Genomic DNA, 13,677 nt, shown 5'->3' on the forward strand with positions numbered 1-13,677 from the left:
CCCCTCATACTTCCAATTCCAAATCACTAACTACTTGTTCCTCTACAGGGTTATCCATCATTTCTTCTGATTGAGCCTGATTGCAGACTTCTTTTGATTCGATTTCCGTTGGTTCCATCATCTTCTGCCATGCGGAGTTGCCTTCCAGATTTTTTGTCAGCATTTTTCTTGCAAACTTATATTCTTCGCCTACCATGCCAGCTCGCACCAACCAAGTACGCATCATGAATTTATCGTTTTGATTCTCACTTTTCTTCTGGCTGACAGTGCGGTTGTTTTCCGCAAAGCTGCTGACGATCTGTGCGAACTGAATATCACTGAGCAGTTCTTTTTGATGGAGTGTGCTTTTGAAATAAGGAAATGAAATGATACCGCTCTCTTTACCTTGACTGGTGTCTGCCACTTGTGAAAAGGGAATGTCTAACGCTTTTTGGAATAATTTCCCTTTGCTCTCATAAAGATTTTCCAGATTGGTCTGGTACTTCTCCCAGTTCTCAATACCGCTGACATCCAGAAGAAGATTTATTTTCGTGGAGTCATTGGCGATGGCGCCTCGTAGTTCCAACTGTTCCAAGGCTTTTTCCAGCATTGGAAACTCATTTTCATATAAAAATGGTGAGAGCAACTTCACTTGGTACATATAGTTTGCTCCCACCACTTTTTCGCCGTTATATTTTTCTGCTTTGATGTAGTCAGATGGAAGGATACGCCACAGCCTTTGGTTTTGATCCTGCACATGGTATCCATTGTCCTCCAGACAAAAATCAGACGCAGTCTGAAACTGCTCTGCTAGTATTTCTGCTGCTGCTTTCCTTGTGATCCCTGTCATATCCATCTCAACACCATATTTTTTCCATCTCATTCGCTTCCCTCCTTACATTTTCTGTCCATGGGCTTCTTTCTTTTCCATGATCTTACGCATCAGCTTCTTATCCACATGAATCTGTTGTTTCTTTCTGTCATAATCCTCTTCAATCATATGGCTGATGTGTTTCATCAGAAGCAGGAACTGTTTTTGCGCCTGCATTTGATGAAACTTTTTTGTTCTTTCCTCCCAGCTTTCTTTTGCATTTACTTTTTCATGATTTTCTTCCTCTGAATCTTTTTTGGTTGCTTTATCTATTTCAGAAAGCTCCAACGCAGATTTCAAAACCATGTTTTTGATATTACGAAACTCCGGTTCTTTCGCAAGGGTTCTTCTGGCACGTTCCTGATTCTGGTATGTAGAAAGGATATCGTCTTTCAATCCCAGCCAGCTTTCATAGGCTTGTGAAATCTTTTTGTCCTTGCTGATTTCTTTAACGATTTCATCCACCAGTATTTTATTTTCTTTCTCCAGCCTGCCATAAACCTTTTTATGTTTTGCCGTTTTCAGTTTTTGAGATAACTCCCAAAGCAAGGCTTCCGCTTTTGGATGATCTGTATCTTCCATTGCCATTGCCTGTTTCAGTTTTCTGTCAAAGTAACCTTTCAGTTCGTCCCTGACTTCATCTTTCTGCTCATAGATGTGATACAGCTCATCATGGAATATCTCATTGGCAAAAGAACTTCTCAGCTTCATCAAGTTCTGTCTGCCCAAATATCCTTCTCTTGGATTTTTGGAATAGCACATCAGATGGATATGAGGATGATGCCCCTCATTATGGAAAGCACCATACCACATAAAATGATCCAAGGGAATTCCCATTGCTTTTGCAATCTCTGGTGCTTTGCCTCGCACCAGTTCTCTCCACATAGCGGCATTATCATATCCCAATCGGGCAGCGTCCTCTCGTTTTAAGGAAAGCACGAATGTCCAGATGTTGCCGTTATGTTCCGCAGCTTCTCTTGCCACTTGATTTAGATCGATTTCTTTATCAGAACCATTCCACAGTGCGTGTCCCTGTTTTTCTCGTTCTGATCTTGGTCTTTTGGCAAGGTAGCCCACATAGTTTTCCATGCTGCCTTCCCTTGCCAAACCTTCTTCCGCAATTTTATTGATCAGGTCCGCAGCGTTTTCTTTTGTTGGATTTTGCAAGTAGTCTTCATACTCCTGTTCACAACTTTCTCTCAATTCTATATGTGCTTTCAGTTCTTTTTCGATCCATCTCTTCTGGTGTTCCGTAGCTTCTGTTTGGGACTGATTCACCTCAAACTTTTCTGCATTTGGTCTTGTGGCAACATACTTCACATAATTTTTTACTTTTGACGGCTTTTGCATTTTTAGATATCTTGGTGTAAAAACAAGTCTTGGCATAGCATCACCTACCTCTGAGTATTTGTATCATTTTTCACACTGTATGAGATTATAACAGTGGAGTCTTATTCTTCATCACTTCTTTGATACCTCACGGCTTCTTCCATGGTAAGAATGCCGTTGATCTTTTTTACTTCATTCACGCATCGAATATGAAGTCTTCGCATGGTTACCTCATCCATGTCATTGATAGCGGCAAGCATACTTTCCAACTTTGCCATCTCCACTGCAATTTTGAAAAGCATACGTGCCAAATGGTTTTCTGATGTTTTGACGATACCTGCTATGGACTCCAATATCACATCAGATAAAAAATCCGTATGTGTCTGCGACGAAACATATCCAGAATAAAACTCGATGGCTCTTTCGATAAAATCATTTCGTACTTTGCAGTCTGATATGCGCATACCTTCATCACATTTTCTCAATGTTTCATCAGATATACGAATAGTTATTTTGTTCTTTTTATCATCCATTGGCAACTCACTCCTTTTTACTGTAAAAATCGGTTTAATGTCAGTCTTGATGTCAGTCAAAACAAAGGATAGATCCCGTCTTTTCTAAGAGTTCCGATGTATCTCTTCTTGGAAAAATGTTCTGATTGATGTCAGCCTTCTAATTTTGATGTCAGCTTTGAGAGCCAAAAAATCCCCGCACTGCGGGTGATTTGAGGAAATGCCAGCCCGTTTGATGGCTGGCTTTCACCTGCAAACATTTTTCGCATCTGGCAAAGCCCTCCCTTGCAGATACTTGCTCCAAGCACCCTCTTTTTCCCTTCGCCCAAAATCGGGGCAAATTCGCTCCAAACTGCCTTGCCCTGCAACTGTTCCACCTGCTCTGCAAAGTGGCACACAAGGGCAAACAGGGTGCAAAAAAAGGCGAACCTTTTCGGCTCGCCTACTCTTTGTTTTGCTTATTCTGTTGTTCTGGATTAGAAAATCATATCATTTTCTTGTGAAATATCCTCTTTTATCGTGTGTTCGTTTGCAATCTCTCCCAGTAGTTCTGCTCTTTGGCAGAACGCATGGCATAAAACTGCCCTACGTTCTCTGCTGATGTAAGGTGATTGGGATAGGATTTCTTCTATTTCTTCTTTCATGCCATCTAGTGCTTTGAGATCAATCCATGAAAAATCTTTTACCAGTTTGATCTGTTCCCTATGGGTTTTCTTGAAAGGCTTGGCTGGCAGATTGGGAGAAAGCGGCTTGATCAGACTTTCCTGTGTGTTATACCACAGTGATGTTCCACAGTCAAAAATAGGTGCAACACCAATCCATTCCAATGTAACTGCGTTTCGAATCAAGCCAAAGTTATTGAAATGCCTGTCTTCATTTCCAATCAGAAAATCCAAAACAACCATTTTCTCTGTCTGCTCTCTGATATTTTTTACGCCAAGTTGTTCTACACAACTTAGATAAAATTCATAGTCCGAAAGATCATTTGGCTTCTTTCTGCTCTGCATGATATGGTAAGCGGATACCAATTCCGTTTCAGAAGTAATGAAATCCTGGCAGACAGAAAACGGTTTTTCATGCTCCCACAGCAATGTATACTTCGTATGTGGGATACATAACCTTTCCGCAATCTGAGAAGCAATGACTTCGCATAAAGGTTCCTGCTGGTATGGATTACTTCCGCCTTTGATTAAAACTCTTTTTCCATCTGCAATCTTCCACTTCTTAATCAACTGACCATCAGACGTATTATCTGGTGAAATCAAACTCATGCTGTCTGAAAATTCACCATATCCGAACAAAAGGTTTCCTACATCTTCAGAAAAATCATGATCGAAAAAATTTATTTCCTTCCACATCAACGGTTTATCCTTTGGGGATATCCAGTACTGATCGGAGAGACTGAGTCCATAACATTTTGCTAAAAGTTCTTGTGGAACTGACATATGCAGCAAATCCAAAGTTTCCCTTATACCTGAACGGCTTGCAGGTATAGAACGTTTTGCCCACCACTTTGCCAGCATAGTTTTATCAACGCCATGTTTTCCAAGGGTTCCCACAGGAAAATGTTCTTCTGCGTACACCTCATATATATTTGTAATATGGGATAATTCATCCAACTCAATTTCTGCAACTTCAATTTCTCTATGCATCAAAATGTATTTCATCATTCTCACCTCCTACATTGAATTTTATTATATCATATTTATTTTCTAAAATGTTAAACTACTTTTCATTTTCTTCTTGACACCTTTCGTCAACAGAGTTTATATACCACAAGCGGCTTTGCCGACTTTGGTGAACAGGTGGTTTTTATTTATGGATATTTTTCAACATTTTCTTTCGCATCATGACGAAAACACGTCAGCGTTCTCAGATATTTTTCGTACCGCAAAAGAATTTCATCAACTTTTTGGTCGAAAAAGTTATCTATTGGATTACTATTTATCCATGTTTTTTCATTTGATCATTCAGACAGATTTTTGTATTTTGGAAGAGAAAATTTATCAAGCCGTTTCCAAACTGCAGAAGAAAATACTGGTTGATTTAGAAAACAATAACGGCTCCATACCAATGTTTGATTGTCAGGAGCCATTTACCCAGCAGGAGCTTTCCTGGACTGCGTTGGCAGATACATTGCTGGAACAGGCACTAACTGATTTCCAAAATCAAACTGTATCGACTTACCAAGGGACTGTCGATCTTGTCGATCTGGAACAGACAGAACAAAAACTCGTTGAACTTCTGGGCAAAGATGTATGGGAACAGTTCCAGCAGGCACTGATCCAATGTTTTCTTCCCTGTTCCTTACTGCAGTTGTTTTGGCAAGGTTTTATCATAGAAATCACAAAACGCTTCCTGTCACGGGATTTGGAAACGGATCAGGAGGTCTTTCGGTTATATCTGAATCGGTTTATCACAGAGAAGAGCAGCTGATACCAGCTGTTCTCTTTCCCTTAAACGGATTGGATATTCTGCGGCTGTTCTGCTTGATTCTGTTCTTTCTCTGGTTCTTTTTCCTCTTTTTTTACTTTTGGTTTCCCTGTTTTTTCTATCTCATCGCCTTCTTCTATATACTCACGGACATCTGGCGGCACCAGTTTTCGATACAGCCTGTTCAGTGTTTCTTCCAGTTCCTGCTCCAAAGATACTTCTTTTTTTGCCGCATATCGCTTTAGCGCCAAGTACTTGCTGGTTTCAAACTTCACCTGTATCGCAGAAAGTTTCATGACCCCCACCTCCTTCTGCAGTCACATCTGCGGTTCCAAGCAGTCTTCTTTTTCTGAAATCTCACACTCAATCTCCTGAAACTGATCCAAGTTCGGCAGATAGCCGGAATAAACTTCACCGCTTTTTTCATCACGGCTGATCAAAACACCAAACTCCGCATCCTCTTTTTGGATAAACAGGCAGTGCAACGTCATCTGCTGATCAAAATACTGCAGTTCTGCGTTATCCGTAATGAAGGAAGCCTCCTGCCTGATGTTTTCTCCAAAGAACCAGAAGTCCTCATCACTGAGAGAAATGACTTTCTCGATCACCACACAGCCTTTGTTTGGCTCATCAGGGTTATAGTAAAACATCGCATCTCCCAACTCACGATAAAACAGATTCAGGGCTGCTGTGCCTTCATATTTTTGCTCTGATGTTTTCATGCTGTTATAGGAATGTTCTGGTTGCTTATGGCAGAGGATCATGTCACAGGCATCAAAATCCATTCGGCATTCTGATATCCTCTCATCTGTCTGAAGCAGATCTTCCAACAAATTCACATACATCAGCTCATCCGAAATCTCTCCAACGGAGAATCTGCTGCTTGCTTTTTCATTGGAAAACGAAGATAATATTTTTTCTCTTACCTCAAAAACCGGCTCCAGATATTCCTGCAGCACTCGGATTTCTTCTTCACGGAAGTTTTCCAGCTTTGCCATCAAACTTTCAAAATGTGTTTTTCTTTCTTGCTTCATACTGTTTCACCCCTTTTCTTAAAGTTCCGGCTCCATAGAAGATTTTAATTCTTCTCCCATTTCAAATTTATTTGTCAGGTAATCACTGAGCCATGTACCGCCAAACTGCTGGTGGGTATTGATCCTCCAGATCGCCAGCTTACCCATATTTAGTTTGACGCCCTCCATATCAAAAAACAGATTGGTCAGTCCTTCATTTTCAAAAGCATATACATTTTTGAATGTATCACCGTCCAACAGAATGCCTGATTCTGTCAATAATTCATTGACACCATCTTCCCATTCCTGCAGTTCTCCACCACATCCCTGAAATACAATGCCTTCCTTCTCCTGCATCTGTTTCAATTCTCCTACTGTAATTTCTTTCATCATATTTTTCACACTCCTTTACAATCTGCCAAATCCATAAAAATGCTTCACCCAATAGGAATTCCCCAAGTTTGCATAGCCGATGGGGTCGCCGCAATGCAGCATTTGATTGTCCCCAACATAGATTCCAATATGAGTTACGGGGTTGCTGCTTTGATATGTTCCTGTAAAAAACACCAAATCTCCTGGCTTTACCTCGTCTTTTGACACCGGTGTACACTGGTTATAAATCTGCTGTGCGGTTGTTCTGGGCAGGTTATGGACTCCGGAATGGGTATATACCCAGCACACAAAACCGGAACAGTCAAAGCTGGTTTCCGGAGTACTTCCGCCCCATTGGTAAGGAAAGCCGATATATTTCGTGGCTTCCTGCATCAACTGTGCGAATGTGGCATCGTTGAATGCTTCCCCAGGAATGCCTGTGATTTTGTCTGTCGCATAGTATCCATACTTGATAAAGAGATATAGATTTCGGATTTCCATCTTTTCTGTTTTCGTAAACGTATAGGAAAGGTAGTCTTCCAGTTCCTCATAAATCTCGTCATCTTCTTTTTCACCCATAAAACAATCCACAAAGCCCGCATAGAATTCCTCATCAAAATCTGTCAGATCCTTTGTAAAATAGAGGATATAAAAAAAGGACTTGACTTTGATATCGTCAAATCCTTCTTCTTCCAATGATTCTATTGTCTGATCCAATTCCTCAAAGGCATCAATCATTTCTTCCATGGCTTTGGAAAGTTCCGCGTCAATGTCTGTGGGAATAGGTCCGCCATCAAATACAATTCTTGCCACCTCCTGACTGAATCCTGCTTGTGTATTGAAGATAGAAACCATAACAAGCAGCGGTATCAGCATCACGATTACAATACCTGCCACGATACTTGCCAGCAATGTCCGCACTCGTTTGTCTTCTGCCAGCTCCAGTGCTTTCTTCGTCATAACGGCAACTGCCATAGGACTTGCCATTTGCCTCACCTTCTTTTATTTCTTAAAACATAACATCCATTTCGTCTTCTGGATTCATTTCCATAAACTCATCCATCGTACAGGTTTCACCCAGATAATTGATGCCGTCTTTTAACGGATAGTATGCATCATCTTCCAAAGGAAACGGTTTTTTTGATAAAATGGTACCCCAGTGATTTATGGAAACAACCTTCTCCAGCGTAACTGGATCGCCACTAAAGCCCTCTGACTCTCTGACATCATAGCAGTATAAATCAAAAGGCACCGTATCTCGATCAATACGTGCATTGGTAAAAATCACCACCACATTATCAATTTCTGCCAATTCAAAGTCTTCATCTCTTGCGTCTTTCATCATGTAAATCTCTCCCTTTTATGTTTTTTCTTTTTGATAGGTTTAGTGTTTTTTCTTTTTGATTTCTACTTACCTCCAGCACTGCCAAACAAATCCTCTTTATACTGCGGTGCTTTTACCACCAGATGGTAAACTTCTGAGCCATGGCGGAACACACAGACACCTCTTAAAGGACTGCTGATCAGGTCGAACAGACAATCATCCAGCCTGAGCATTTCCATATATTCCTTCTTGGAGATATTCCCTGGGTTAAACAAAAACTGATGTGTTGGAATGGCAAACATGGGTTTTGTCATTTCTCTCACATCAGCTCTGTTGAAATCTTCGATATTCTGGCTGGCAATGATGACGGCACTGCCTTTTTTACGCACACGCTTCATGGCGTTTCGAATGTATTCGATAGCAGTCATGTTAGTCAAAAACAGGTACAGCTCATCAATAAATGCCGCCGTATTCCCTTTGGACATCAAGGCATCAGACATAAAAGAAAGGACATTGAACAGCATAGCATTTCGTATCGCCGTATCCGCATCTGTAATGCCCTTTGTGCCAAAGCAGATAAATCGATTGCTTGTGATGTTGGTGTGTCCGTTGAAAAACTTGCTGTCAGCACCAATGCAGATGGATTTCAGTTTCAAACATAAATCCCTGACTGTTTCTCTGGTATAGATATTCCCCCTTCTTTCTTCGTATTGGTTCAGTTCCTGTTCTGCCAGATGATATAAATCTGACAACACCGGGTAGTCTGTGTGTTTTAATTCTGAAAAGTCGATATCCTCTGTAATGCCTTTGCTTTCGTATAGTTTCTCCAGAAAGATTTCCAGAACATCGATTTCCGCACTAGTAAAGTCTTTATAGGCACGAAAAAAATCACGAAGGAATGAAATATGTCTTGGCAGTACGGAACCGCTGTCTTCCTCCCAGCGTTTTGGTTCCAGTACGTTGATGATGTACTCGCCTTCCATCAAGTCAATATAACAGCCATCCATGTTGACTGCCAAATCTTTGTATTCCAGCTCTGGATCAAGGCAAACGATATCCATTCCACTTTCTCTCATGTTGCAAAGAAGCAGTTTCATGAGATAACTTTTGCCCTGTCCGCTATTGCCAAGTATCAAGACATTTGCATTGGTTTTATCATCGGTCCTTCGCTGAAAGTCAATGAAAAGATTGCTTCCATACTTATCATGCCCGATATAAAAGCCTTGCGGATCGGCTTTGCCGGAGTAGTTGAAGGGATAGAGATTGGCGGCGCTGGTTGCTGGTATGACGCGCTCGAACTGCTCATGGAAAGCATTGTTTCCGCAGGGCTGTGTACTCTCAAATCCTTCTTTCTGTCTTAGAAATAATTTATCTACGGATATCTTTGAACGTGTCAGCTCCGCCTCCACTTCTGCCTGCATTTCTTTCAGCTTCTCCAGTGTAGGCGTAGATATTTCAATGAACACAGCACAATGTACCAATGGTTCTCTGTCCCTGTGCATCTGTGCGATCAGGTTCATGACATCGTTTAAGTTTGACTCTGCAATAATCTCCTTTTGGATGTTGCCGGAAGAACGGTTCATTCTGTTCCTGCTGGCTGCGTTGGAAATGATTTTTCTTTCCTCCGCTGGTGTAACGTGTCTGGTGTAGACTCTTAATGTAACGCCGGAACGGTCACCTAAATGCCTGAGCAGTGCCTGTTCTTCTGTGTCCGTTGGGTATTCACGCACCACCCATGTGCTTCTGAAACTGCTGCCGCAGATATAGTAATCAGGGTAGAACTTCAGCACAGAAGGTGCGCACATATCCAAAAACTCTTTGATCCTGACCTGCTCTTTTTCTTCTTCCGTTTTGGGAATATAGGCTTTTGTTTTCTTTGTTCTGCTGATTTTCAACGGTATTCATCCCCCTTTACAAATCTCTCGCCGTCATAGTCATCGAAGTATACCTGCGTGATATTCTGTACGAAATAAACGGCATAGAGCCTTTTGATGTCCTCCTTACTTGCCTGGCGATAGGAAAATCCTGCATCCTTCAACAGCTTCGTCATTCTGCTGATGCCTGTCTGTACCTCATTTGTTTCTGGATTATAGTTGCGAAAGCGGAGGATAAACAAAAACTCCCTTGCGGAAGCTGTCTGTATCTGCACTCTGTCCAGATGGATCAGGTCTTTTTCCAATATTTCTCGCACCTTGGGGCTTTCTTCTTCCTCCAGACGCTCTTTGTAAAACATTTTGTTCTGGTCGAAGTTTTCTCTGGAATTGATGCAGGAAAATTCAATGGAGTCCAGCCCTTTGATGACACTGGACATCGCCATGATTTTTGTTTTTACTGCCGTTTCTGATAGTACCGCAATGTTATCCGGCTGTACCAGAAAGTAAACCAGATACTCATTGCCGTATGTTTCCACGCCAAGTGCATCAATATTTCTGGCGCCTATTTCTTCTCTGGTGGATTTCTTCTTTCCAATTCTCATTTTTGTCATCGGCAAACCTCCAATAAAAAATCTGTTGTGTTGTCACAAAAAATCGAAAGGCAAAGCGGATATAGTCTGAGATATTCAGCTCGTTATCAATACGCAGTGTCAAAAAGGCGAACACTCCAACCATTACCCCCGGCACAATCCAGTCCAAAGCTGCCGCAAAGACAGCGGACAGGACTGCTCCTATGATGATGATCAGCATATCTCGTAGTGTCCAAAGGAACATGGTGCTTTTGCCTTTCAGGTTTTCCGGATAAATATACATCGCTTCTCACCTGCCTTTTATACCATCTCACAGCACTGTTCTGTTTCTCCAAACACCGCATCTTCGATATCCGCAATGGACAAATCTCTGCCTAAAACAGTAATGCCGTTCTCATAGGCAATTTTGATTTCCTCACGCATTCCTTCTGAAATCACATTGCCGCAAACCAAAAGTGCATCACACCTGCAAAGAAGTGCTTTCCCCATTTCCTGTCCGAGCCAGCGTTCATCTGACACTTCATCGTTCAAAAACTGTGTGAAAACACAATGTGGTGCGATGGCACAGTTCCCTTTCATTGCTTCTTCTCTGGCGTATTCGTTCGCCTTTGCTATGTTTTTTTCCGGTTCTCCTCTTAATGGAGAACAGATATATACCAGTTTCATTTCAAAAACCTCCCTTACATTCCCATATTCATGTCCTCATCCACGTCTTCTTTCTGCTGTTCTTCCAACAATTGTTCTGGTGTGAGCTTTCGGAAACTGTCCTCACCGTATACCACACCAAGACCTCTGCCGTTATCCCAATCAGGAAATACGGTTCCCATATCATCCACGAACTTGACCGTTCCTCTTGTTCCATCAGGCACTGGATTATATGGAGCATCCATATGAATTAATTGAATTCTTGTACCTGGTGGGAACAATTCTTTTGCTCTTTCCGCCATTCTTCTCCCATTATCTACCCACTTCATAGAACTCACTCCTTTATAATAATTTTTCAGGTCATCTGCTTGCGATCCTTCCTACATTACGTGCCATATTGACTACGGAATTTACGGAATATACCGTACTCATTGCGTTGAAACGCATACTGGTATCCAATCCAAAGTTCTGTGCGATTCTCGGTACCTCTGTGCTGGAAAGCATCAATCCGATGCCCAGCAGCATATTTGCGTTATAAGTAACCAGCCCTGCAACCAGTACAATGGTTTGTAAAAACGCTGCCACCTGTTTGCACCAGGATACAAATCCGTCGCTGTATCCTCTTGGCACACTGAACAGATAAAGACTGCCGGTTGCCATCATGACAAGAAGGATACCGCCTCGTTTTAAGTTTGCGAAAAACACTTTGATGAACGCATATCCAATCAGTATGACAAACACGATAGACACCACCACATTAGCACCAGGTGTTTCAAAACTGCCCAGCACCATAGTGGCAATGGCACCAAGTTTTCCTGGTGAATCCGACATACCAGCAATGGCGCCAATCAGTTCATTTGACAGATTGATGCAGAAGACATAAAGATCAATAGGTACTACAGTAAACAGACTGACGGCAAAAAAACCCTTGATGATATTTAACGCCAAGTCCTGAAAACTTCCTTTTCCTCTCTGTGCATCAATGGCTGTGTCAAACACAGCCACTACAATCCCAACGATATACAACGCCCAGGCGAAATAATAAAAAAAGAGCAGGATTGCTTTGATCCAATCCAGCTCAAAAAGTTCTGCACCCATCATATTAATCATACTGAAAAACTCACCGAAGAATGTGATCAGTTTGCCGTAGATCCAGTCACAGAACTGATCCAGCACACCATCTACGGCGAAGTCTAAGCCAAACATATTTTTCATCACCTTCTTTTTCTGTTCTATTCCATTTTTATATCCTCTAACATCTCCTGTTTTGTCTGGGGTATCAGTTCCAGCACATCTCCGTCTTGCTCCAAAATTTTACGCATAGTTTCAATCAGGCTTTTCATATGTTCCTGCCATTTGTTCCAGTTGGTTTCTTCAAACCATCCGTTCCATTGATTGTTCTGTGCATTTTCCCTAGCGGTTTCCAATGTTTTGGAAAGATACTCACGCATTTCTTTAACGGATTCCTTTTCCACAAGAAACGAAACCACTTTTTCAAAGGAGTTTTTCGGGAGATACTCCCATTCTTCTATAGTACCATTTTGAAAGCTTTCCATCAGTTCCGCAATCAGCATTGTGCTGCTGTGGGACTCTCCGTTTTCCGCAGCAGGCGGTCTACACCATTCGTCTAATTTTAACTGATCCAACAATTCCTTTAAGTGCAGACAGCCGTCTTCCGGAATATGGTTTCTGATCCATTCCAAGGCATCCAGACCTTCATCTGATTCAAATGCTTTTACACCCCAGCATCCCATCATCATTCCTCCTTTTTTCCATAAAAAAAGCCCTTATTCTATTTAGAATAAAGGCTCAATTCATATCTATTTTTCTGACTTCATTTCCATATTTCAACTGCCATTGTGTAATAAACAAATTCTATTTTTTCTCCTTGCTTGTAAGATGAGATTTAATTTCTTTGAGTTCTAAAATTTTTTGATATATTTTGAAATCTTCATCTTTAAATACATCAAATATAACCCTTTCAATCTTTTGACTGTTCTGCAAAAATTCAACAACGGTTTCTACAGCTATTTGTGCTGCTTCCTTATTGGGAAAAGCAAACTCTCCTGTTGAAATACAACAAAAAACAATACTTTTTAAACCTTTTCTTTCAGCCACTTCCAGACAAGACTGATAACACTTTTTCAAAAGGTCACATTCTTTTTGTGTCAGTTCTTCTTTTACAATAGGTCCTACTGTATGAATCACATATCGACTTGGAAGATTATATGCGGAAGTTATCACCGCTTGACCTGTCGGTTCTTCATAGTCTTCTCCATACTTTTTCCTCTGCACCTCCATATATTCCATACATTCTGCACGGAGCTGTATTCCAGCTGATGAATGTATGGCATTATCGATACATCTGTGGCAAGGAACAAAACACCCAAGCATTTGAGAATTCGCAGCATTTACAATGGCATCAGCTTTTAGTCTTGTAATATCCTCCTGCCAAAGGCAGATACGATCTGCAAAAGGAAACTGAACATTCAGCATTTCTTTCACCGTTGGCAAATCGTCGGTTTTTACAACTCCTTTTTCAACTGCCTCCTCCTGTAAAAATTCATCCTGTATCTGAATAAATTTCTTAGATGCAGGTTTTGGCACACGTATATTCATAAGTGAACGTAATAACTGTCGTTTTTGTTCATCTTTTACCACTATATCTTTATATACGATAGAATCTTGGCATAAGTATTGAACCAAATAATCAAGCCTTTCTTTTTGATCCATAT

19 protein-coding genes are annotated in these 13,677 nt (G+C 41.2%); 1 reads left to right on the forward strand and 18 read right to left on the reverse strand.

Features of this window, described 5'->3' with window-relative positions; genetic code table 11:
- Positions 1-4: 4 nt before the first annotated feature.
- The 5 genes from NE664_03215 to NE664_03235 form a co-directional block, all read right to left on the reverse strand.
- The gene (locus NE664_03215) at positions 5-862 is read right to left on the reverse strand and encodes an amidoligase family protein (protein MCQ4725671.1); all 858 of its coding nucleotides are present in this window, start codon (positions 860-862) and stop codon (positions 5-7) included.
- Positions 863-874: 12 nt separating this feature from the next.
- Entirely contained in the window at positions 875-2,236 is a 1,362-nt protein-coding gene (mobL, locus tag NE664_03220; protein MCQ4725672.1) for a relaxase MobL, read from the reverse strand.
- Between the two features lie 65 nt (positions 2,237-2,301).
- A complete protein-coding gene (locus NE664_03225) occupies positions 2,302-2,712 on the reverse strand; it encodes a hypothetical protein (protein MCQ4725673.1) in 411 nt (136 codons plus the stop codon).
- A gap of 131 nt (positions 2,713-2,843) precedes the next feature.
- Positions 2,844-3,059 (reverse strand): hypothetical protein, encoded by a 216-nt coding sequence (locus NE664_03230; protein MCQ4725674.1) that lies wholly within the window; start codon positions 3,057-3,059, stop codon positions 2,844-2,846.
- 108 nt (positions 3,060-3,167) lie between these two features.
- Positions 3,168-4,361, reverse strand: coding sequence for a HipA domain-containing protein (locus NE664_03235; GenBank protein ID MCQ4725675.1), 1,194 nt, complete (start codon positions 4,359-4,361; stop codon positions 3,168-3,170).
- A gap of 148 nt (positions 4,362-4,509) precedes the next feature.
- Between NE664_03235 and NE664_03240 the strand changes: the two genes are divergently transcribed.
- Positions 4,510-5,127: a hypothetical protein gene (locus NE664_03240; GenBank protein MCQ4725676.1), complete on the forward strand. Its 618-nt coding sequence runs from the start codon at positions 4,510-4,512 to the stop codon at positions 5,125-5,127.
- A 20-nt stretch (positions 5,128-5,147) separates the two neighbouring features.
- Here NE664_03240 and NE664_03245 read toward each other — a convergent pair whose 3' ends face one another.
- The 13 genes from NE664_03245 to NE664_03305 all read right to left on the reverse strand — a co-directional run bounded on the left by NE664_03245 (position 5,148) and on the right by NE664_03305 (position 13,675).
- Complete coding sequence (locus NE664_03245) at positions 5,148-5,420, reverse strand: DUF6103 family protein (GenBank protein MCQ4725677.1); 273 nt, start codon at positions 5,418-5,420, stop codon at positions 5,148-5,150.
- Between the two features lie 21 nt (positions 5,421-5,441).
- Positions 5,442-6,158 (reverse strand): hypothetical protein, encoded by a 717-nt coding sequence (locus NE664_03250; protein MCQ4725678.1) that lies wholly within the window; start codon positions 6,156-6,158, stop codon positions 5,442-5,444.
- An 18-nt stretch (positions 6,159-6,176) separates the two neighbouring features.
- Positions 6,177-6,530, reverse strand: a complete 354-nt coding sequence (locus NE664_03255; GenBank protein MCQ4725679.1) for a hypothetical protein — start codon at positions 6,528-6,530, stop codon at positions 6,177-6,179.
- 15 nt (positions 6,531-6,545) lie between these two features.
- On the reverse strand, positions 6,546-7,496 hold the full coding sequence (locus tag NE664_03260; protein MCQ4725680.1) for a C40 family peptidase: 951 nt from the start codon (positions 7,494-7,496) through the stop codon (positions 6,546-6,548).
- 22 nt (positions 7,497-7,518) lie between these two features.
- Positions 7,519-7,854 carry a hypothetical protein gene (locus NE664_03265; GenBank protein ID MCQ4725681.1) on the reverse strand — a complete coding sequence of 112 codons (336 nt, stop codon included), beginning with the start codon at positions 7,852-7,854 and terminating at the stop codon, positions 7,519-7,521.
- A gap of 62 nt (positions 7,855-7,916) precedes the next feature.
- Complete coding sequence (locus NE664_03270; GenBank protein MCQ4725682.1) at positions 7,917-9,728, reverse strand: DUF87 domain-containing protein; 1,812 nt, start codon at positions 9,726-9,728, stop codon at positions 7,917-7,919.
- Entirely contained in the window at positions 9,725-10,318 is a 594-nt protein-coding gene (locus tag NE664_03275) for a hypothetical protein (GenBank protein ID MCQ4725683.1), read from the reverse strand. The genes NE664_03270 and NE664_03275 overlap by 4 nt, the downstream gene beginning before the upstream one ends.
- On the reverse strand, positions 10,254-10,580 hold the full coding sequence (locus NE664_03280; protein MCQ4725684.1) for a hypothetical protein: 327 nt from the start codon (positions 10,578-10,580) through the stop codon (positions 10,254-10,256). The genes NE664_03275 and NE664_03280 overlap by 65 nt, the downstream gene beginning before the upstream one ends.
- Positions 10,581-10,597: 17 nt before the next feature.
- Complete coding sequence (locus tag NE664_03285) at positions 10,598-10,963, reverse strand: hypothetical protein (GenBank protein ID MCQ4725685.1); 366 nt, start codon at positions 10,961-10,963, stop codon at positions 10,598-10,600.
- A gap of 14 nt (positions 10,964-10,977) precedes the next feature.
- Positions 10,978-11,271: a DUF4314 domain-containing protein gene (locus NE664_03290; protein MCQ4725686.1), complete on the reverse strand. Its 294-nt coding sequence runs from the start codon at positions 11,269-11,271 to the stop codon at positions 10,978-10,980.
- Between the two features lie 31 nt (positions 11,272-11,302).
- Positions 11,303-12,148 (reverse strand): DUF6045 family protein, encoded by an 846-nt coding sequence (locus NE664_03295; protein MCQ4725687.1) that lies wholly within the window; start codon positions 12,146-12,148, stop codon positions 11,303-11,305.
- A gap of 26 nt (positions 12,149-12,174) precedes the next feature.
- Positions 12,175-12,696, reverse strand: coding sequence for a DUF4259 domain-containing protein (locus tag NE664_03300; protein MCQ4725688.1), 522 nt, complete (start codon positions 12,694-12,696; stop codon positions 12,175-12,177).
- Positions 12,697-12,817: 121 nt separating this feature from the next.
- Positions 12,818-13,675 (reverse strand): protein-ADP-ribose hydrolase, encoded by an 858-nt coding sequence (locus NE664_03305; protein MCQ4725689.1) that lies wholly within the window; start codon positions 13,673-13,675, stop codon positions 12,818-12,820.
- Positions 13,676-13,677 lie beyond the last annotated feature (2 nt).

This window comes from Anaerotignum faecicola (assembly GCA_024460105.1).
Classification (GTDB): domain Bacteria; phylum Bacillota; class Clostridia; order Lachnospirales; family Anaerotignaceae; genus JANFXS01.